General features: G+C 72.4%; 18 protein-coding genes and 1 pseudogene. 13 read left to right on the forward strand and 6 right to left on the reverse strand.

The genetic code is table 11. From position 1 onward, the window contains the following. Positions 1-25 precede the first annotated feature (25 nt). From cobM to cobC, 4 genes are read left to right on the forward strand one after another with little or no spacing between them, the layout of a single operon-like run. Positions 26-844 (forward strand): precorrin-4 C(11)-methyltransferase, encoded by an 819-nt coding sequence (gene cobM, locus V8690_RS09020; protein ID WP_338777162.1) that lies wholly within the window; start codon positions 26-28, stop codon positions 842-844. 49 nt (positions 845-893) lie between these two features. Next, entirely contained in the window at positions 894-2,576 is a 1,683-nt protein-coding gene (cobJ, locus tag V8690_RS09025; RefSeq protein ID WP_338777163.1) for a precorrin-3B C(17)-methyltransferase, read from the forward strand. Positions 2,577-2,616: 40 nt separating this feature from the next. Beyond that, positions 2,617-3,546, forward strand: coding sequence for a sirohydrochlorin chelatase (locus V8690_RS09030; RefSeq protein ID WP_338777165.1), 930 nt, complete (start codon positions 2,617-2,619; stop codon positions 3,544-3,546). Beyond that, positions 3,536-4,603 (forward strand): Rv2231c family pyridoxal phosphate-dependent protein CobC, encoded by a 1,068-nt coding sequence (cobC, locus tag V8690_RS09035; protein ID WP_338777168.1) that lies wholly within the window; start codon positions 3,536-3,538, stop codon positions 4,601-4,603. The genes V8690_RS09030 and cobC overlap by 11 nt, the downstream gene beginning before the upstream one ends. 178 nt (positions 4,604-4,781) lie before the next feature. Here the strand turns inward: cobC and V8690_RS09040 are convergent, their stop codons facing one another. Beyond that, complete coding sequence (locus V8690_RS09040; RefSeq protein WP_338777170.1) at positions 4,782-5,873, reverse strand: amidohydrolase family protein; 1,092 nt, start codon at positions 5,871-5,873, stop codon at positions 4,782-4,784. Between the two features lie 111 nt (positions 5,874-5,984). Here V8690_RS09040 and V8690_RS09045 point away from each other — a divergent pair, with 111 nt between their 5' ends. From V8690_RS09045 to thpD, 6 genes are all read left to right on the forward strand, one after another. Further along, a complete protein-coding gene (locus tag V8690_RS09045; RefSeq protein WP_338785292.1) occupies positions 5,985-7,085 on the forward strand; it encodes an aminotransferase class V-fold PLP-dependent enzyme in 1,101 nt (366 codons plus the stop codon). A 42-nt stretch (positions 7,086-7,127) separates the two neighbouring features. Continuing rightward, positions 7,128-7,667 (forward strand): DinB family protein, encoded by a 540-nt coding sequence (locus tag V8690_RS09050; RefSeq protein ID WP_338777171.1) that lies wholly within the window; start codon positions 7,128-7,130, stop codon positions 7,665-7,667. 339 nt (positions 7,668-8,006) lie between these two features. Next, positions 8,007-8,513: a diaminobutyrate acetyltransferase gene (gene ectA / locus V8690_RS09055; protein WP_338777172.1), complete on the forward strand. Its 507-nt coding sequence runs from the start codon at positions 8,007-8,009 to the stop codon at positions 8,511-8,513. A gap of 51 nt (positions 8,514-8,564) precedes the next feature. Further along, entirely contained in the window at positions 8,565-9,836 is a 1,272-nt protein-coding gene (gene ectB, locus V8690_RS09060) for a diaminobutyrate--2-oxoglutarate transaminase (RefSeq protein WP_338777174.1), read from the forward strand. A gap of 42 nt (positions 9,837-9,878) precedes the next feature. Beyond that, positions 9,879-10,277, forward strand: a complete 399-nt coding sequence (locus tag V8690_RS09065; protein WP_030251860.1) for an ectoine synthase — start codon at positions 9,879-9,881, stop codon at positions 10,275-10,277. A 16-nt stretch (positions 10,278-10,293) separates the two neighbouring features. Then, positions 10,294-11,193 (forward strand): ectoine hydroxylase, encoded by a 900-nt coding sequence (thpD, locus tag V8690_RS09070; protein ID WP_338785293.1) that lies wholly within the window; start codon positions 10,294-10,296, stop codon positions 11,191-11,193. A gap of 264 nt (positions 11,194-11,457) precedes the next feature. Here thpD and V8690_RS09075 read toward each other — a convergent pair whose 3' ends face one another. The 5 genes from V8690_RS09075 to V8690_RS09095 form a co-directional block, all read right to left on the reverse strand. Next, positions 11,458-12,510, reverse strand: a complete 1,053-nt coding sequence (locus tag V8690_RS09075) for an aminotransferase class V-fold PLP-dependent enzyme (RefSeq protein ID WP_338777177.1) — start codon at positions 12,508-12,510, stop codon at positions 11,458-11,460. A gap of 95 nt (positions 12,511-12,605) precedes the next feature. Beyond that, positions 12,606-13,325: a DsbA family oxidoreductase gene (locus tag V8690_RS09080; protein ID WP_338777178.1), complete on the reverse strand. Its 720-nt coding sequence runs from the start codon at positions 13,323-13,325 to the stop codon at positions 12,606-12,608. Positions 13,326-13,401: 76 nt separating this feature from the next. Then, on the reverse strand, positions 13,402-13,866 hold the full coding sequence (locus V8690_RS09085) for a GNAT family N-acetyltransferase (RefSeq protein ID WP_338785294.1): 465 nt from the start codon (positions 13,864-13,866) through the stop codon (positions 13,402-13,404). A gap of 9 nt (positions 13,867-13,875) precedes the next feature. Next, entirely contained in the window at positions 13,876-14,484 is a 609-nt protein-coding gene (locus tag V8690_RS09090; protein ID WP_338777179.1) for a DUF1349 domain-containing protein, read from the reverse strand. Between the two features lie 125 nt (positions 14,485-14,609). Continuing rightward, the gene (locus V8690_RS09095) at positions 14,610-16,139 is read right to left on the reverse strand and encodes an aldehyde dehydrogenase (NADP(+)) (protein WP_338777181.1); all 1,530 of its coding nucleotides are present in this window, start codon (positions 16,137-16,139) and stop codon (positions 14,610-14,612) included. A gap of 132 nt (positions 16,140-16,271) precedes the next feature. Between V8690_RS09095 and V8690_RS09100 the strand changes: the two genes are divergently transcribed. From V8690_RS09100 to V8690_RS09110, 3 genes and pseudogenes are all read left to right on the forward strand, one after another. Further along, complete coding sequence (locus tag V8690_RS09100) at positions 16,272-17,045, forward strand: IclR family transcriptional regulator (protein WP_010037854.1); 774 nt, start codon at positions 16,272-16,274, stop codon at positions 17,043-17,045. Positions 17,046-17,048: 3 nt separating this feature from the next. Then, a complete protein-coding gene (locus V8690_RS09105) occupies positions 17,049-17,519 on the forward strand; it encodes a GNAT family N-acetyltransferase (RefSeq protein ID WP_338777182.1) in 471 nt (156 codons plus the stop codon). 309 nt (positions 17,520-17,828) lie between these two features. After that, positions 17,829-18,273 (forward strand): annotated as a pseudogene (locus tag V8690_RS09110) (histidine kinase); the annotation flags it as partial. Positions 18,274-18,278 lie beyond the last annotated feature (5 nt).

Here is an 18,278-nt window from a genome sequence, read left to right on the forward strand (position 1 = left end):
CCCCCTGTACGAGAGGACCGACCCCATGGCCGACGCCCCCGCCGGCAAGGTGACCTTCGTCGGTGCCGGCCCCGGCGCCGCCGACCTGCTGACGTTCCGTGCCGCGCGCGCCATCGCCGAGGCCGACGTGGTGATCTGGGCGGCCAGCCTGGTCCAGGCGGAGGTCCTCCAGCACGCGCGCGAGGACGCGGAGATCCTCGACTCGGCGGCCATGTCCCTGGAAGACGTCGTGGCCGTGTACCGGCGGGCCCGGGAGGAGGGCCTGCGCGTCGCCAGGATCCACTCCGGCGATCCGGCCCTGTGGGGCGGCACCCAGGAGCAGCTCGACCGGTGTGCCGAGATCGGCCTCGCGACCCAGGTCGTGCCCGGGGTGTCCGCCTTTTCCGCCGTCGCCGCGCTCGCGCAGCGCGAGCTGACCATCCCCGAGGTCGCGCAGTCCGTCGTCCTGACCCGGCTCGGTGGCGGCAAGACGCCCATGCCGCCCGGCGAGGAGGTCCGCGAGTTCGCCCGGCACGGCACCACCATGGCGATCTTCCTCTCCGCGGCCCGCAGCGGACAGCTGGTACGGGAGCTGCTGGAGGGCGGCTATCCGACGACGACCCCTGTCGTGGTCGCGTACCAGGCGACCTGGCCGGAGGAACTGGTCGTGACGTGCACGGTCGGCACGCTGGAGGAGACCGTCAAGGAGCACAAGCTCTGGAAGCACACGCTGTTCCTGGTCGGCCCGGCGCTCGACGCGCACGGCACGCGCTCGCACCTGTACCACCCGGGCCACTTCCACGGCTACCGCAAGGCCGACCCCGAGGCCCGCAAGGCGCTGCGCGAACGGGGTGCCAGCAGATGATCGTCCGGCCTCCCGTAGGAATCGAGGAAATCGAAGAAGGAGTCGCCCAGTGATCGGCCTCATTTCCGCCACCGCGGCGGGAGCGGCTGCGCGGGACCGGCTGGCCGCCGCGTGGCCGGACCGCACGCGCGTGTACGAGGGTCCCGTCGGGGCCGCCGTACGGGCCGCGTTCGCGCAGTGCGAGCAGCTCGTGTGCTTCCTGGCGACGGGGGCGGTGGTGCGGCTGGTGGCGCCGCTGCTGTCCGGCAAGACGGCGGACCCGGGCGTGGTGTGCGTCGACGAGGGCGGCCGGTTCGCGGTGTCCCTGGTGGGCGGGCACGCGGGCGGGGCCAATGAACTCGCCCGGGAGGTCGGGGAGTTGCTGGGCGCCGAGCCGGTCGTGACCACGGCGACGGACGCGGTGGACCTGCCCGGCCTGGACACCCTCGGCCTGCCCGTCGAGGGCGATGTCGCCGGGGTCTCCCGGGCGTTGTTGGACGGTGAGGCGGTGGCGCTGCGGGCCGAGGTGACCTGGCCGCTGCCGCCGCTCCCGGTGGCCTCCGAGGGGTCGTACACGATCCGGCTGACCGACCGGCTCGTCCAGGCGGCCGAAGGCGAGGTGGTGCTGCGCCCGCCGTCGCTGGTCGTCGGGGTCGGGGCGTCGAAGGGCGCCCCCGTCGAGGAGGTGCACGGGCTGATCGAGGAGGCCCTGCGGGAGACCGGGCTGTCCGCGGCGTCGGTCGCCGAGCTCGCCACCGTCGACGCCAAGGCCGGGGAGCCCGGCCTCGTCGAGGCCGCGCGGCGGCTCGGTGTGCCCCTGGTGACGTACTCCGCCGGGGAGTTGGCCGGGGTGGACGTGCCCAATCCGTCCGACGCGCCGCTCGCCGCCGTCGGTACGCCCTCGGTCGCGGAGGCCGCCGCCCTGGTGCGCGGGGGTGAACTCCTCGTCCCCAAGCGGAAGTCGGCCGCGAGCCCTGCCATGGCGACCTGTGCCGTCGTACGGCGCCCGGGGCGCGGGCGGCTCGCGGTGGTCGGGCTCGGGCCGGGCGCCCGGGACCTGCTGACACCGCGCGCGAAGGCGGAGCTCCGGCGCGCTTGCGTGCTCGTCGGGCTCGACCAGTACGTCGACCAGATCCGCGATCTGCTGCGGCCCGGCACCCGGATCCTTCAGTCGGGTCTCGGGGCCGAGGAGGAGCGGGCGCGCACGGCCGTCGAGGAGGCCCGCAAGGGGCAGGCCGTCGCGCTGATCGGCAGCGGGGACGCGGGCGTGTACGCCATGGCCTCCCCCGCGCTCGCCGAGGCCTCCGACGACATCGACGTGGTGGGTGTGCCCGGCGTGACGGCGGCGCTCGCGGCCGGCGCGCTCCTGGGCGCGCCGCTGGGCCACGACCACGTGTCGATCAGCCTGTCCGACCTGCACACGCCGTGGGAGGTCATCGAGCGGCGGGTACGGGCGGCGGCCGAGGCCGACCTCGTGGTGACGTTCTACAACCCGCGTTCGCGCGGCCGCGACTGGCAGCTGCCCAAGGCGCTGGACATCCTCGCCGGGCACCGGGCGCCGACGACGCCGGTCGGTGTCGTACGCAACGCCTCGCGGCCGGACGAGTCCGCCCGGGTCACCACCCTGGCCGCGCTCGACCCGGCGACGGTCGACATGATGACGGTCGTCACCGTGGGCAACACCGCGACCCGCGAGATCGCCGGGCGCATGGTGACGCCGCGCGGCTACCGCTGGCAGGAGGAGCCCGAGTGAACCCCGTCGTCCACCACCCCACGTCCGCCGAGGAGAACCTGTGACCACCCCGCCCGCCCTGCTCATCGCCGGCCACGGCACCCGTGACGACGCCGGAGCCGAGGCGTTCCGCGACTTCGTGCGGGAGCTGGGGGCCCGTCACCCGGAACTGCCCGTCGCGGGCGGCTTCATCGAACTGTCCCCGCCGCCGCTGGGCGAGGCCGTCACCGAACTGGTGGAGCGGGGCGTACGGCGGTTCGCCGCCGTACCGCTGATGCTGGTGTCCGCCGGGCACGCCAAGGGCGACATCCCGGCGGCGCTGGCCCGGGAGAAGGAGCGGCACCCCGGTATCTCGTACACCTACGGGCGTCCGCTCGGCCCGCACCCGGCGCTGTTGAACGTGCTGGAGCGACGGCTGGACGAGGCGCTGGGCGGTTCCGCGGGGCGCAGGCCGGGCGACCGGGCCGATGTGACGGTGCTGCTGGTGGGGCGCGGGTCGACGGACCCGGACGCCAACGCCGAGGTGTACAAGGCGGCGCGGCTGCTGTGGGAGGGGCGCGGGTACGCGGGGGTCGAGACGGCGTTCGTGTCGCTGGCGGCGCCGGACGTGCCGAGCGGACTCGACCGGTGCGCGCGGCTGGGCGCCCGCCGGATCGTGGTGCTGCCCTACTTCCTGTTCACCGGCATCCTGCCGGACCGGGTGCGGCTTCAGACGGAGGGCTGGGCGGCGGCGCACCCGGAGGTCGAGGTGCGCTCGGCCGACGTCATCGGGCCGGAGCCGGAGCTGCTGGACCTGGTGTGGGAGCGGTACGCGGAGGCCGTCGAGGGTGATCTGCGGATGAACTGCGACTCGTGCGTGTACCGCGTCGCGCTGCCGGGCTTCGAGGACAAGGTGGGGATGCCGCAGCAGCCGCACTTCCACCCGGACGACGACGGCCACCACCACGGGCACGGACACCACCACCACGGGGCGCACTCCCATGCGCACTGAGTCCCCGGACGGGGCCGGGCACGACCTGCGGCATCACGGGGACGCGGAGGTCCGGGACGACGGCTCGGCACTCGTCGACCTCGCCGTGAACGTACGCGCGGACACTCCTCCCGTGTGGTTGCGGGAGGTGATCGCCGGGTCGCTGGACGGCCTGGCCGCCTATCCGGACGGGCGGGCCGCACGCGCGGCGGTGGCGGCGCGGCACGGCCTGCCGGTGGAGCGGGTGCTGCTGACGGCCGGTGCGGCGGAGGCGTTCGTGCTGCTCGCTCGGGCCTTGAAGGTGCGGCGGCCGGTCGTGGTCCACCCGCAGTTCACGGAGCCGGAGGCCGCGCTGCGCGACGCGGGGCACACGGTCGACCGGGTGCTGCTGCGGGAGGAGGACGGCTTCCGGCTGGACCCGGCGGCCGTCCCCGAGGCCGCGGACCTGGTGGTGATCGGCAATCCGACGAACCCGACGTCGGTGCTGCACCCGGCCGAGGTGATCGCCTCTCTCGCCCGGCCCGGGCGGCTGCTGGTGGTGGACGAGGCGTTCATGGACGCGGTGCCGCGCGAGCGGGAGGCCCTGGCGGACCGCGTCGACGTGCGCGGCCTCGTGGTGCTGCGCAGCCTGACCAAGACGTGGGGGCTGGCAGGGCTGCGGATCGGGTACGTGCTGGCGGCGCCGGAGATCATCGAGGGCCTGGAGCGGGCGCAGCCGCTGTGGCCGGTGTCGACACCGGCTCTGGCCGCGGCGCAGGCGTGCGTGGGGCCACGGGCGGTGGCGGAGGCGGCCCACGCCGCGCACCGCGTCGCCGCGGACCGGGCCCATCTGCTGACGGGCCTCGCCCGCTTCGCCCCGTCCGGGCTACGGGTCGTCGAGCCGGCGGAGGGCCCGTTCGTCCTGATCCGTCTCCCGCACGCGGCGACCGTACGCGGCCGCCTGCGCGACCTCGGTTACGCCGTGCGGCGCGGGGACACCTTCCCCGGCCTGGACGAGGAGTGGCTCCGGCTGGCGGTGCGGGACCGGGGGACGGTGGACGGGTTCCTGCGGGCGCTGGAGCGTGCGGTGGCGGGCTGACGGCTCACCGCCGGGCGGCGGTCCCGGCCGTCTCCGTCCCGGTCGGTGTGCCGTCCTGGGGGGCGGCGGGAGAGCACGATGCTGGTGACGACGACCCAGAGCCCGGCGGCCATGAAGGCGAAGAAGCCGATCCAGGGGAATCCCCAGGCGCAGACGTTCCCCGGCGTCACCCGCGCGGCTACCCGACCACGCGCCCGTTCAGCACCACCCGGCGCGGCGCGGTCAGTACGCCGACGTCCTTGCGCGGGTCCTCGTCGTAGACGACGAGGTCGGCCGGGGCGCCCTCGTCCAGGCCGGGGCGGCCGAGCCAGGCCCGGGCCGTCCAGGTCCCCGCGGCCAGGGCCTCGACGGGCGGGATGCCCGCGGTGACCAGTTCCGCGACCTCGGCCGCCGCGAGGCCGTGGGCGAGTCCGCCGCCCGCGTCGGTGCCGACGAAGACGGGGATCCCGGCGTCGTAGGCGCCCCGCACCGTGTCGTAGCGGCGCTCGTGGAGCCGGCGCATGTGGGCCGACCAGCGCGGGTACCTGGACTCGCCGCCGTCCGCGAGCTGCGGGAAGGTCGCGATGTTGACCAGCGTCGGGACGATGGCGACGCCCCGTTCGGCGAACAGCGGGATGAGGTCCTCGGTCAGGCCCGTCGCGTGTTCGATGCAGTCGATGCCCGCCTCGACGAGGTCCTGGAGGGAGTCCTCCGAGAAGCAGTGCGCGGTGACCCGGGCGCCCAGCCGGTGCGCCTCGGCGATCGCCGCCTCCACCGCCCCGCGCGGCCAGCAGGCCGACAGATCGCCGAGGTCGCGGTCGATCCAGTCGCCGACCAGCTTCACCCAGCCGTCGCCGCGCCGGGCCTCCTGGGCGACGTAGGCCACCAGGTCGTCCGGCTCGATCTCCCAGGCGTAGTTGCGGATGTAGCGGCGGGTGCGGGCGATGTGCCGCCCGGCGCGGATGATCTTCGGCAGGTCGTCGCGGTCGTCGATCCAGCGGGTGTCGGAGGGCGAGCCCGCGTCGCGGATCAGCAGCGTGCCCGCGTCCCGGTCGGTCAGCGCCTGCTTCTCGGCGACGTCCTGCGGGACCGCGCCGTGCCGGTCGAGTCCCACGTGGCAGTGCGCGTCGACGAGGCCGGGCAGGGCCCAGCCCCTGACAGTGCGGATGTCGCGGGCGCCGGCGGGACGGTCGTAGGAGATCCGGCCGTCGACGACCCACAGCTCGTCGCGGACCTCCTCGGGTCCGACGAGCACCCGTCCCTTCACGTGCAGCACCGTGCGATCACTCATGTACGGCACCCTAGTCAGCCGCTGGTCGGCCTTGCCCACCTGGTCCGCGGTCGCCGGGGCGCGGCGGTTACGCTCGTTGCCGTTGTCCCCGTGAGTGAAGAGAGCGCCTCCGTGACGCATCCGTTTCTGGACCTTGCCCCGCTCGGTGCGGACCGTTTCGCCGCGATCGAGGACCGTGTGGCGCGGCTGCTGAGCACCGAGCAGGACGTCGTGATCATGCAGGGCGAGGCGCTGCTGCCTCTGGAGGGCGCGATCCGTGCGGCGGCCGGTTGGGGCACGACGGCCCTGAACGTGATCACGGGCCCCTACGGGCAGACTTTCGGCGACTGGCTGCGGGACTGCGGGGCGACGGTGGTCGACCTGGCGGTGCCCTTCCACGCGGCGGTCACGGCCGAGCAGATCCGGCAGGCCTTCGACGAGCACCCGGAGATCGACTTCGTGTCCCTGGTGCACGCGGAGGCGGCGACCGGCAACACCAATCCGGTCGCGGAGATCGGCGAGGTGGTGCGGGAGCACGGGGCCCTGTTCTACCTGGACGCGGTGGCGTCGATCGGTGCCGAGCCGGTGCTGCCGGACGCGTGGGGGGTGGACCTGTGCGTGATCGGGGCGCAGAAGGCGATGGGCGGCCCGGCGGGCGTGTCGGCCGTGTCGGTGAGCGAGCGGGCCTGGGCCCGGATGGCGGCGAACCCACGGGCGCCGCGCCGGTCGTATCTGTCGCTGCTGGACTGGAAGGAGCGGTGGATCGACGGCGGCCGCAAGGCGCTGCCGCACGCTCCGGCGCAGCTGGAGATGCTGGCGCTGGAGGCGTGCGTGGAGCGGATCGAGGCGGTGGGGCCGGACGTCGTGATGGCCCGGCACGCCTCCGCGGCGGCGGCCACGCGGGCCGGGGCGGTCGCGCTCGGTGGCGGGCTGGAGCCGTATGTGTACGAGGCGCGGGACGCGGCGCCCGTCGCCACGACGCTCCGGGCGCCGGCCGGGGTGGTGGCGACGGAGCTGGTGGCCAGGGCGCTGGAGGCGGATCCGGCGGTACCGGTCGCCGCCGGCGGTGGTGCGCTGGCCAAGGAGATGATCCGGGTCAATCACTACGGGGCCGATGCGACGCCGGGGGCTGTGCGGGCGAGTCTGGCGGCGTTGGGGGTGGCGCTCTCCGAGCGGGGGCTGGCGGTGGACGTGGAGGGGGCGCTGCGGGCCGCCGAGGGTGCGTGGCGGTAGTCGGGAGCCGCCGTTGTCAGTGGTCCGTGCCATGCTCCCCGCATGACCACCGACACCCCTGCCGACACGCCTCATACCCTCCCCGACGGCCGTCCCGTCCCGCACCTGACCGGTGACGAGCGGGCCATGCTCGAGAGCTGGCTGGACTTCCACCGGGCCACGCTGGAGCTGAAGTGCGCCGGGCTGGACGACGCGCAGGTGCGGACCGCGTCGACCGAGCCGTCCACGCTGACGCTGCTCGGGCTGGTGCAGCATCTCGCCGAGGTCGAACGGAACTGGTTCCAGCGGGTGGCCGCCGGGCTCGACGTACCGCCGGTGTACGAGGACGGCACCGGCTACACGCTGGCCCCCGGGCGGGGGCTCGACGAGGCGCTCGCGATCTGGCGGCGGGAGATCGCGCGGGGGCGGGAGCTGTGCGCGGGGCTGCCGCTGGGCCACATCGGGCGGGTCGCCGAGGGGCCGGTGCCCGGGATGGAGGTCAGCCTGCGCTGGGTGCTGATCCACATGATCGAGGAGTACGCCCGGCACAACGGTCACGCCGATCTCCTGCGGGAGCGTATCGACGGAGTGACCGGGGCCTGAATTACACGTGTTTTCCGAGACGACCCACATGTAAGCTGGCACACAATTAGGAATTCCTTCAAGAGCAGCTTCCCGTATTCTTCTGCCCGCTTTCTCCGGTCCTAAACCCAGAGATTTTGAGGACACCCGGAGAGGGAATTCGCGCAGATCTCGTGGCGATTACATGGCTGTGACGCGTTACACATCGCGACCGCTTTGCCTGGTATTACCCGGACAATATGGGGCAACTCGCCGCCGTTTGGCGCAAGCTCTCGCGCCCGCGTGATAACACAGTCCCGGCTCATACGTAACCCCTATCGGCGATGCAATTTTGAATTTCGCTGGGTAAGTTCAATTCGCATGACTGCCGTACAAGCAGATCCGCAAATCGACCGCCCCACCGTGGCCGACGGAGCCGCGCTCTGGCGGATGGCGAAGGACTCGAAGGTTCTCGACCTGAACTCGTCCTACAGCTATCTGCTGTGGTGCCGCGACTTCGCGGCCACGTCGGCCGTAGCGCGGGACGAGCACGGCGAGCCAACGGGCTTCATCACCGGGTATGTGCGGCCGGACAGCCCGCGCACCCTGCTGGTCTGGCAGGTCGCGGTGGACGAGGCCCACCGCGGGCGCGGTCTGGCCGCCGCGCTGCTCGACGGTCTGGTCGCCCGGACCGTCGCCGAGCGCGGGGTGACGACGGTGGAGACCACCATCACCCCGGGCAACACCGCCTCGGAGCGTCTGTTCACGTCCTTCGCCGAGCGGCACGGCGCCCGGCTGGAGCGCGAGGTGCTCTTCGACACGGGCCTGTTCCCCGACGGGCCGCACGACGCCGAGGTCCTGTACCGCATCGGCCCGCTGTCCCACTGACTTTCCCCCGACTCCCTGAGACTTCCCCCACGCACCGAGGAGCGATTCGTCGTGACCATCACCCAGCCCGACCTGAGCGTCTTCGAGACCCTTGAGTCCGAGGTACGCAGCTACTGCCGCGGCTGGCCCACCGTCTTCGACCGTGCGGTGGGCAGCCGTATGTACGACGAGGACGGCCATGAGTACCTCGACTTCTTCGCCGGAGCGGGGTCACTGAACTACGGGCACAACAACCCCGTCCTGAAACGCGCGCTGATCGACTACCTGGAGCGGGACGGCGTCGCGCACGGGCTCGACATGTCGACCACCGCCAAGCGCACCTTCCTGGAGGCCTTCCAGAACCTGCTGCTGCGCCCGCGCGACCTGCCGTACAAGGTCATGTTCCCGGGCCCGACCGGCACCAACGCCGTGGAGGCCGCACTGAAGCTGGCGCGGAAGGTGAAGGGGCGCGAGGCGATCGTGTCGTTCACCAACGCCTTCCACGGCATGTCGCTGGGCTCGCTGGCCGTGACCGGCAACGCGTTCAAGCGGGCCGGCGCCGGTATCCCGCTGGTGCACGGCACGCCGATGCCGTTCGACAACTACTTCGACGGCCAGGTCCCGGACTTCCTGTGGTTCGAGCGGCTCCTGGAGGACCAGGGCTCCGGCCTGAACAAGCCGGCCGCCGTGATCGTCGAGACCGTGCAGGGCGAGGGCGGCATCAACGTGGCCCGGCCCGAGTGGCTGCGCGCCCTGTCCGAGCTGTGCGAGCGCCAGGACATGCTGCTGATCGTCGACGACATCCAGATGGGCTGCGGCCGTACCGGCGCCTTCTTCTCCTTCGAGGAAGCCGGCATCACCCCGGACATCGTCACCGTCTCCAAGTCGATCAGCGGCTACGGCCTGCCCATGTCGCTGTGCCTGTTCAAGCCCGAGCTCGACGTGTGGGAGCCCGGCGAGCACAACGGCACGTTCCGCGGCAACAACCCCGCCTTCGTCACGGCCACCGCGGCCCTGGAGGCGTACTGGGCCGACGGCTCCGCGATGGAGAAGCAGACCCGCAAGCGCGGCGAGCAGGTCGAGCAGGCGCTGATCTCCATCACCGAGGAGAACCTGGCCGACGTCAAGGAGTACCGGGGCCGCGGCCTGGTGTGGGGCATGGAGTTCCACGACAAGGACCGTGCGGGCAAGGTCGCCAAGCGCGCCTTCGAACTCGGTCTGCTCATCGAGACGTCCGGGCCCGAGAGCGAGGTCGTGAAACTGCTCCCCGCCCTGACCATCACGCCCGAGGAACTGGACGAGGGCCTGACGACGCTGGCCCGCGCCGTCCGCGAGACCGCCTGACCAAGCAACCGGCACCACCCACCTAGGAGGCATCGCAGCACCGTGATTGTCCGTTCGTTCAAGGAGATCGAAGGTACCGACCGGCACGTGAAGTCGGCGTCCGGCACGTGGGAGAGCAAACGCATCGTCCTCGCCAAGGAGAAGGTCGGCTTCTCCCTGCACGAGACGATCCTGTACGCGGGTACGGAGACGTCGATGTGGTATGCGAACCACATCGAGGCCGTCGTCTGCGTGGAGGGCGAGGCCGAGCTGACCGACCACGAGACCGGGCAGTCGTACACCATCACGCCCGGGACCATGTACCTCCTGGACGGGCATGAGAAGCACACGCTGCGGATCAAGAAGGACTTCCGCTGCCTCTGCGTCTTCAATCCGCCCGTGACCGGACGGGAGGACCACGACGAGAACGGCGTTTACCCGCTGCTCACCGAGGAGGTGTGACGTTTCCATGACCGCCATCACCGACACCACCACCGGTATCCCCGACCTCTATCCCAGTCGGGGCGCCACCGAGGTGCTCACCCCGCGCCAGGACCCGGTCGTCTGGGGCGCCCCCGACGCACCCGGCCCGATCGTGCCGGCCGATCTGCTGTCCTTCGAGCGTGACGGCTTCCTGGCCATCGACGAGCTCATCAGCGACGACGAGGTCGCCGTCTACCGCAACGAGCTGAACCGGCTGGTGAACGACCCGGACATCCGCGCCGACGAGCGGTCGATCGTCGAGCCGAAGTCCCAGGAGATCCGCTCGGTCTTCGAGGTGCACAAGATCAGCGAGGTCTTCGCCAGGCTGGTGCGGGACGAGCGGGTCGTCGGCCGGGCGCGGCAGATCCTCGGCTCGGACGTCTACGTCCACCAGTCGCGGATCAACGTCAAGCCGGGGTTCGGCGCCAGTGGCTTCTACTGGCACTCGGACTTCGAGACGTGGCACGCCGAGGACGGCCTGCCGCGGATGCGCACGGTGTCGGTCTCGATCGCGCTGACCGAGAACTACGACACCAACGGCGGGCTCATGATCATGCCGGGGTCGCACAAGACGTTCCTCGGGTGCGCGGGGGCCACGCCGAAGGACAACTACAAGAAGTCGTTGCAGATGCAGGACGCGGGCACGCCGTCGGACGAGGCGCTGACCCAGCTGGCCGCACAGCACGGCATCAAGTTGTTCACGGGCAAGGCCGGTTCGGCGACGTGGTTCGACTGCAACTGCATGCACGGCTCCGGCGACAACATCACGCCGTTCCCGCGCAGCAACGTGTTCATCGTGTTCAACAGCGTGGAGAACACGGCGGTGGAACCGTTCGCGGCACCGGTGCGGCGACCGGAGTTCATCGGGGCGCGGGACTTCACACCGGTGCGGTGACCGACCCCCCGGCCAGGGGCCCGGGGGTTGCCCCCGGAGAACACAGCATCGGGGCGCGGGACTTCACACCGGTGCGGTGACCGACCCCCCGGCCAGGGGCCCGGGGGTTGCCCCCGGAGAACACAGCATCGGGGCGCGGGACTTCACACCGGTGCGGTGACCGCGCTCGTCGGTGAAGTGACCGCTCTCGCGCGTGACGTGACCGTGTGACGGACTGCCGGGTGGGGCCTCCTCGTGTGGGACGGGAGGCCCCACCCGGTTTTGTCATGCGGCCAGGACTTGGAGAAGGCGGTCCACGTCCGCGTGCGTGTTGTAGAGGTGGAACGCGGCCCGCAGATTCCCCGCCCGGTCGGACACCTGGATGCCCGCCCGGCTCAGCTCGCCCTGCCGGTGGCCGAGTCCCGGCACGGAGACGATCGCCGATCCCGGTGCGGGCACAGGCTCGTGCCCCAGCTCGGCGAGCCCGACGCGAAAGCGGTCCGCGAGGGCGACGTCGTGGGCGTGCACGACGTCGACACCGATCTCCTCCAGAAGCTCCAGGGAGGCGCGCAGCCCGGCGTAGGTGAAGAGTGCGGGGCTGATGTCGAAGCGCCGTGCGGAGTGGGCGAGTTCCTCGACGGGGCCGTAGCAACTCTCCCAGGGGACCTCGCCCGCGACCCAGCCGGCGAGCAGCGGGGCAAGCTCGCCGAAGTCCTGCGGGACGACGAAGAACGCGGCGCCGTGCGGCCCGAGCAGCCACTTGAAGCCGACGGCGGCGAGGAAGTCGTCCGCGTCGGCCTCCATCGGCAGCCAGCCGGCCGACTGGGAGGCGTCGACGTAGGTACGGGCGCCGTGCGCGCGGGCGGCCTCCCGCACGGCGGACAGGTCCGCGAGGCGGCCGTCGGCGGACTGGGCGGTGCTGACCGCGACGAGTGCGGTGCCGGGGCGGACGGACTCGGCGAGCCGCTCCAGGGGCACGGCGCGCACCTTGAGATCGCCGCGCGCGTGGAACGGGTTGACCAGGGAGGCGAAGTCGGCCTCCGCGGTGAGGACTTCGGCGCCCGCGGGCAGCGAGGCGGCGATCACCCCGCCGTACTCGGCGACCGAGGCGCCGGTGGCGACCCGCTCGGCCGGCACGCCGGCGAGCCGGGCGAAGGACGCGCGGGCGGCCTCGACGTCCTCGTACAGGGGGCCGAGGGGCGTGCCCTCGGCCCGCATCCGCACGGCTCGCTGCACAGCGGTGACGGTACGGGCGGGCAGGAGCCCGTTGCTCGCGGTGTTGAGGTAGGTGTGCTTCGGGGCGAACTCGGCACGGACGAGGTTCTCGAAGGTCTCCATGGGACCACTTTGCGTCCCGTGGATCTCCCCGTCCATTGCCGTTTTCTGCGTGATGTCGCTAAGGAGCGCTTATATATACGCCCGGACCTGCGGGTTCACCGCTGAGGCACCGCACAGCCGTCCGGCCCGCACGCGTCAGCCTCCGCGTCCCCGTTGTCCACGATCTCCAGGGGCGAGCGCTCGCCGTACGCCTGGGTCAGGGCCCGGGCGAAGACCTCCGCGGGCTGGGCACCGGAGACGCCGTACTTCCGGTCGAGCACGAAGAACGGCACACCGCTCGCGCCGAGCTGCGCGGCCTCGCGCTCGTCGGCGCGTACGTCGTCGGCGTAGGCGACGGGGTCGGCGAGCACCGTGCGGACGGCCTCCGCCTCCAGCCCGGCGGCGACGGCAAGCTCCACCAGCCGCTCGTCGTCGTTGAAAACGGAGCGCTCCTCGGCGAAGTTCGCCCGGTACAGCAGGTCGAGCAGCTGCACCTGACGCCCCCGCTCCTTGGCGAAGTGCAGCAGGCGGTGCATGTCGAAGGTGCTGCCGTGGTCACGGCCCCGGGTGCGGTAGTCCAGCCCCTCCGCGGCGGCCTGCGCGCCCAGGTTGTCCTCACCGGCCTCGGCCTGCGCCTCGCTCATCCCGTACTTCCTGGTGAGCATCGCGATCACGGGCTGGATGTCGTCCTTGGCCCGCCCCGGGTCCAGCTCGAAGGAGCGGTGCACCACCTCGACCTCGTCGCGGTGCGGGAAGTCCCGCAGCGCCTTCTCGAAGCGGGCTTTGCCCACGTAACACCAGGGGCAGGCGATGTCGCTCCAGATCTCGACGCGCATGTCTTCGGCTCTCTCCAGCTCGTACGGCGTACGGAGACTCCCTCCGCCAAGTCGGTGAACGTTCAAGCAGCCGGGTTCATTCCGCGGCCAGGGCGAACCGCATCGTCAGATGATGATCCCCCGGCTCAGCCGGTTCCGGCACCCAACCCTGCCGCCGGTAGAACCGCTGCGCCCGCCGGTTGTCGACGTGCACGTCGAGGACGGCGGCCCGCCGGCCGTCGGCCTGCCACTCCTCGACGCAGGCCGCGTGCAGGGCGGTGCCGACGCCGCGCCGCCAGTGGTCGGGGTCGACGTGGAACTGGAACAGCTTCACCGTGTCCGCCGGGGCGCCCTCGGGCGTGCGGAAGGAGGCCAGGCCGACGGTGCGCCCCGCCTCCACGGCGCACACCACCCGCCCGTCCGGTCGCGCGAGGGCGCTCTCCCAGGCGGCGAGCCAGTCGGTGCCGTCCTCCGGCACCCCGTCGGGGTAGTAGGTCGCCCGGGCACGCGCGTGCAGCGCGGCGATGTCCACCGCCTCGGCGGGCAGGGCCGTACGGATCACCGACACGCCTCAACTGCCGTCGCGCAGGTCGTTCGGCCAGTGCGGTCTGAACTCGATGTGGTCGTACGTCACCACGCAGCCCTCCCCCATCGGCGACTGGGTCATGAAGCCGATCAGGGCCGCGCCGGTCTCCTTCTCGTCGCCCAGGGTGAACAGGCGGACGAAGGTCCAGCGCTCGCCGTCGCGGGAGGCGTGGAAGGCGAAGGCGCGGCCGGTGCGGCTCACCCGGAGCCAGACGGAACTGCCGTCGACGGCGAAGGAGTTGGCGTCGTCAGAGTGCCCCCGGGTGACCACCGTGCAGACGGTGGGCACGTCCGGGGAGTACTCCAGGCAGAGCTTGGCCCAGGCGCGCTCGCCGACATGGGCGTAGAGCACCCCGGCGTCGAAGGCCGCACCGAACCCGACCGTGACCCGGGCGATCAGCTGAAAGTCCCCTTCGGGCGCCCCGAGCAGCCGCGGCGCGTCGGAGGCGGGGTCCAGCCCCTCGTCGGTGGGCGGCACGAACCGGTCCTGCCGAGCCCCGGCCCACCCGGTCAGCACACCGTCCTCGTGGGACCAGTGGGCCTCCGGCCCATAGGTGCGCAGGGGGAACGGAAGTTCGGAAATCTCGAGATCCATTTGACCGAGTCTCTCAGGTCCGACCTGAAGGGGCGCGGGACTGTGGCAATTTGCGGCTCCGCCGCGTGGGCGCGACAAGCCACGACGAACCGGCCGCCCGCAACACCCACCGCACCCCTACGGCGTTATCGTTCCAACCGCCCGTTGAACCTACGCGGCAGCCCCAACGGGTTCTCGTCCCGCAGCTCGGCCGGAAGCAGCGCCTCGGGAGCGTTCTGGTAGACAACCGGCCGCAACCACCGCTCGATCGCCGTCCCGCCCACCGACGTGGACGTCGACGTCGTCGCCGGGTACGGCCCGCCGTGATGCTGGGCGGGCGCGACCGCGACACCGGTCGGCCAGCCGTTAACCAGCACACGCCCGGCCAGCGGCGTCAGCTCCTGGAGAAGCTCCGCGCCCCGGCCCTGGCCGGCGGCCTCCTCCTCGGACAGCTGCACCGTCGCCGTGAGGTTGCCCGGCAGCCGCGACAACACGGCCTTCACCTCGGCCTCGTCCTCGTAGCGGGCCACCACGGTGACCGGCCCGAAGCACTCCTCCAGGAGCAGGTCGTGCTCCCCCTCCTCCGCCAGCCGGCTCGCCGGAACCGTGAGGAAGCCCGCGCTGACGGTGTGCTCGCCGCCCGCGCCGGGCGTGACCGGGGAGTCGACGTCGGGCAGCTGGGCGCGCTCGGCGACGCCGGCGACGAAGTTGTCGCGCATGCGGTGGTCGAGCAGGACCCCCGCGTCGGTGTCGCTGACCGCGTCGGTCAGCGACTTCAGCAGGGCGTCACCGGCGGCGCCGGACGGCGCGAGGACGAGGCCCGGCTTCACGCAGAACTGGCCGACGCCCAGCGTCATCGACCCGGCGAGGCCCGCGCCGATCGCCTCGGCCCGCTCGGCGGCCGCGGCCTCGGTGACCACGACCGGGTTCAGCGAGCCCAGCTCGCCGTGGAAGGGGATCGGGACGGGGCGGGCGGCCGCCGCGTCGAAGAGGGCCCGGCCACCGCGCACCGACCCGGTGAAGCCGGCCGCCGAGACCAGCGGGTGCTTGATCAGCTCGACGCCCGCCTCGAAGCCGTGCACCAGCCCGAGGACGCCGTCGGGGATGTCGTGCCGGGCGGCGGCGCGGCGCAGCACCTTCGCGACGTACTCGGACAGGGCCGGGTGGTCCGGGTGCGCCTTGACGACGACCGGGCAGCCGGCCGCGAGGGCGCTCGCGGTGTCGCCGCCGGCGACCGAGAAGGCGAACGGGAAGTTCGACGCCGAGTAGACGGCGACGACGCCCAGGGGCACCTTGTAGCGGCGCAGGTCCGGGATCGGCGGGGTCGCGGTGTCGTCGGGGTGGTTGATGACGACGTCGAGGAAGGCGCCCTCGTCGACGATGTCGGCGAAGGCCCGCAGCTGGTAGCAGGTGCGGGCGAGCTCGCCGGTCAGCCGGACCGGGCCGAGCGCGGTCTCGGCGTCGGCGGTCTCGACGAGACCGTCCTTGGCCGCCTGAAGCTCCTCGGCGGCGCTGCGCAGGAAGGCCGCGCGAACGGCGCGGTCCGCGAGCGAGCCGCGCGCCACGTGCGCGGCACGGACGGCGGCGTCCACCTCCTGGGCTGTGGCCTCCACCGCAACCTGTTCACGCTGCTTCCCGGTTCGGGGGTCGACACTCCAGACTGGTGCTGCTGCCACCGCGGGTCCCTCCACACATGTAATGCCGCAGTACTGGGTCATCCACCAGGGGCGTTCGATATACTGAACGCTGTCTCTGATGATGAATATGCTGTGGAGACTATTTCCCGTCGAACGAAGGGGTCAAGGGCGATGTCGGCTGGCGAGACGGGCGGCGGGGCGCAGGTCAAGTCCGCGGTACGAACGGTTGAACTGCTCGAATACTTCGCCGGGCGTCCCGGTATGCACTCCCTCGCGGCGGTCCAGGAGGCCGTCGGCTACCCCAAGTCCAGTCTCTACATGCTGCTCCGCACGCTCGTCGAACTGGGCTGGGTGGAGACGGACGCGACGGGCACGCGGTACGGCATCGGCGTGCGGGCGCTGCTGGTCGGCACGTCGTACATCGACGGCGACGAGGTGGTCGCGGCGGCCCGGCCGACGCTGGACCGGCTCTCGGACGACACGACGGAGACGATCCACCTCGCCCGTCTCGACGGCACGAACGTCGTCTACCTCGCCACCCGCCAGTCGCAGCACTACCTGCGCCCCTTCACCCGGGTCGGCCGCCGCCTGCCAGCGCACTCCACGTCCCTCGGCAAGGCCCTGCTGAGCACGTACTCCGACGAGCAGGTCCGCAAGATGCTCCCGGAGACGCTGCCCGCGCTGACCGAGAACACGATCACCGACCGCGAGAAGCTCATCGAGGAGCTGCACCAGGTCCGGGAGCAGGGCTTCGCCGTGGACCGCGAGGAGAACACGCTCGGGCTGCGCTGCTTCGGCGTGGCCATCCCGTACCGCACGCCGGCGCGGGACGCGATCAGCTGCTCGGTGCCGGTGGCGAGGCTTACCCCGGCGCACGAACAGCTGGTGAAGGACGCGCTGTTCGACGCGCGGGACCGGCTGACACTGGCCACCCGTAGGCTCTGAGGCATGAACGTCGAGCTGCGCCAGGTCCACGACAGCGATCTGCCGGTCTTCTTCCGGCAGATGAACGACCCCGAGGCTCTCCACATGGCGGCCTTCGCTCCCAAGGACCCGGCCGACCGGGACGCCTTCGACGCCCACTGGGCCCGGATCCGCTCCTCCGCCGACGTGGTCCGCACGGTCCTGGCCGACGGCGACGTGGTCGGCAGCGCGGCGGTGTACGGCGTGCCGGGCGAACGCGAGGTGACGTACTGGGTCGACCGCGCCTACTGGGGGAAGGGCATCGCCACGGCCGCCCTGCGGGCGCTGGTCACGGAGGTGCCCGAGCGCCCCTTGTACGCCCGGGCGGCGTCGGACAACGCGGGCTCATTGCGCGTCCTGGAGAAGTGCGGCTTCCGTGCCGTCGCGACGGCCAGCGGGTACGCCAACGCGCGGGGTGCGGAGATCGAGGAGACGGTGCTGATCCTGGAGGGCTGAGCGACAGCCCCGTCTCTGCCCCGTCCGGCGGAGGCGGATCGTCGTCGTGCAGGAGGTGCACCCCCTCTCCCCCGCGGGGGCCTGATCGCATGACGCAGTCGATCGCTCCCCGCGCCGCTCCCCGCCCCGCCGCCCCTCTCAGCCGCCCCCGGCGCATCCTCCGCGCCGTCGCCGTCCTCTCCTGCGTGCCGTACCTCGGGCTCGAGGCCGCCTGGATCGCCGGGAGTCACGTCGGCATCCCCGAGGGGAGCGGGCTGCGCGACAACCGGGTGGGCATGGCCAGGGTCAACGGCATCACCGTGCTGCTGGTCCCTCGCCTCGATCGGGGACACGACCCGCCGTACCGTCGGCGAACTCGGCGCCGTGCTGGGCGTGTTGCGAGGGCGACGCCCCCGGCACGGCCCCGGCGCCGACCCTCGCGGCCGACCTCGACGGTCTGCTGTCCCGGACCCGGGCGGGCGGAGCCCGCGTGTCCGCCACGGTCGACGCCGGCCCGGAGTCCCTGCCTCCGCTGCTGTCCCGCGAGGGCTACCGGATCGTGCAGGAGGGGCTGAGCAACGCCCTCGAGCACGCGGGCGACCGGGTCGCCCTGGACGTACGGATCGCGGTGTCGGACGGGCGGCTGGAGATCACCGTGGAGAATCCGGTGACCGGCCCCGCGTCCTCCCGTCCCGGCGGCGGCCACGGCCTGCGCGGCATCGCGGACCGGGTCAGGCTGCCGGACGGGACCACGACGGCCGGACCGGCCGCCGGATCGTC

The sequence above is a fragment of the Streptomyces sp. DG1A-41 genome (genome assembly GCF_037055355.1).
GTDB lineage: Bacteria > Actinomycetota > Actinomycetes > Streptomycetales > Streptomycetaceae > Streptomyces.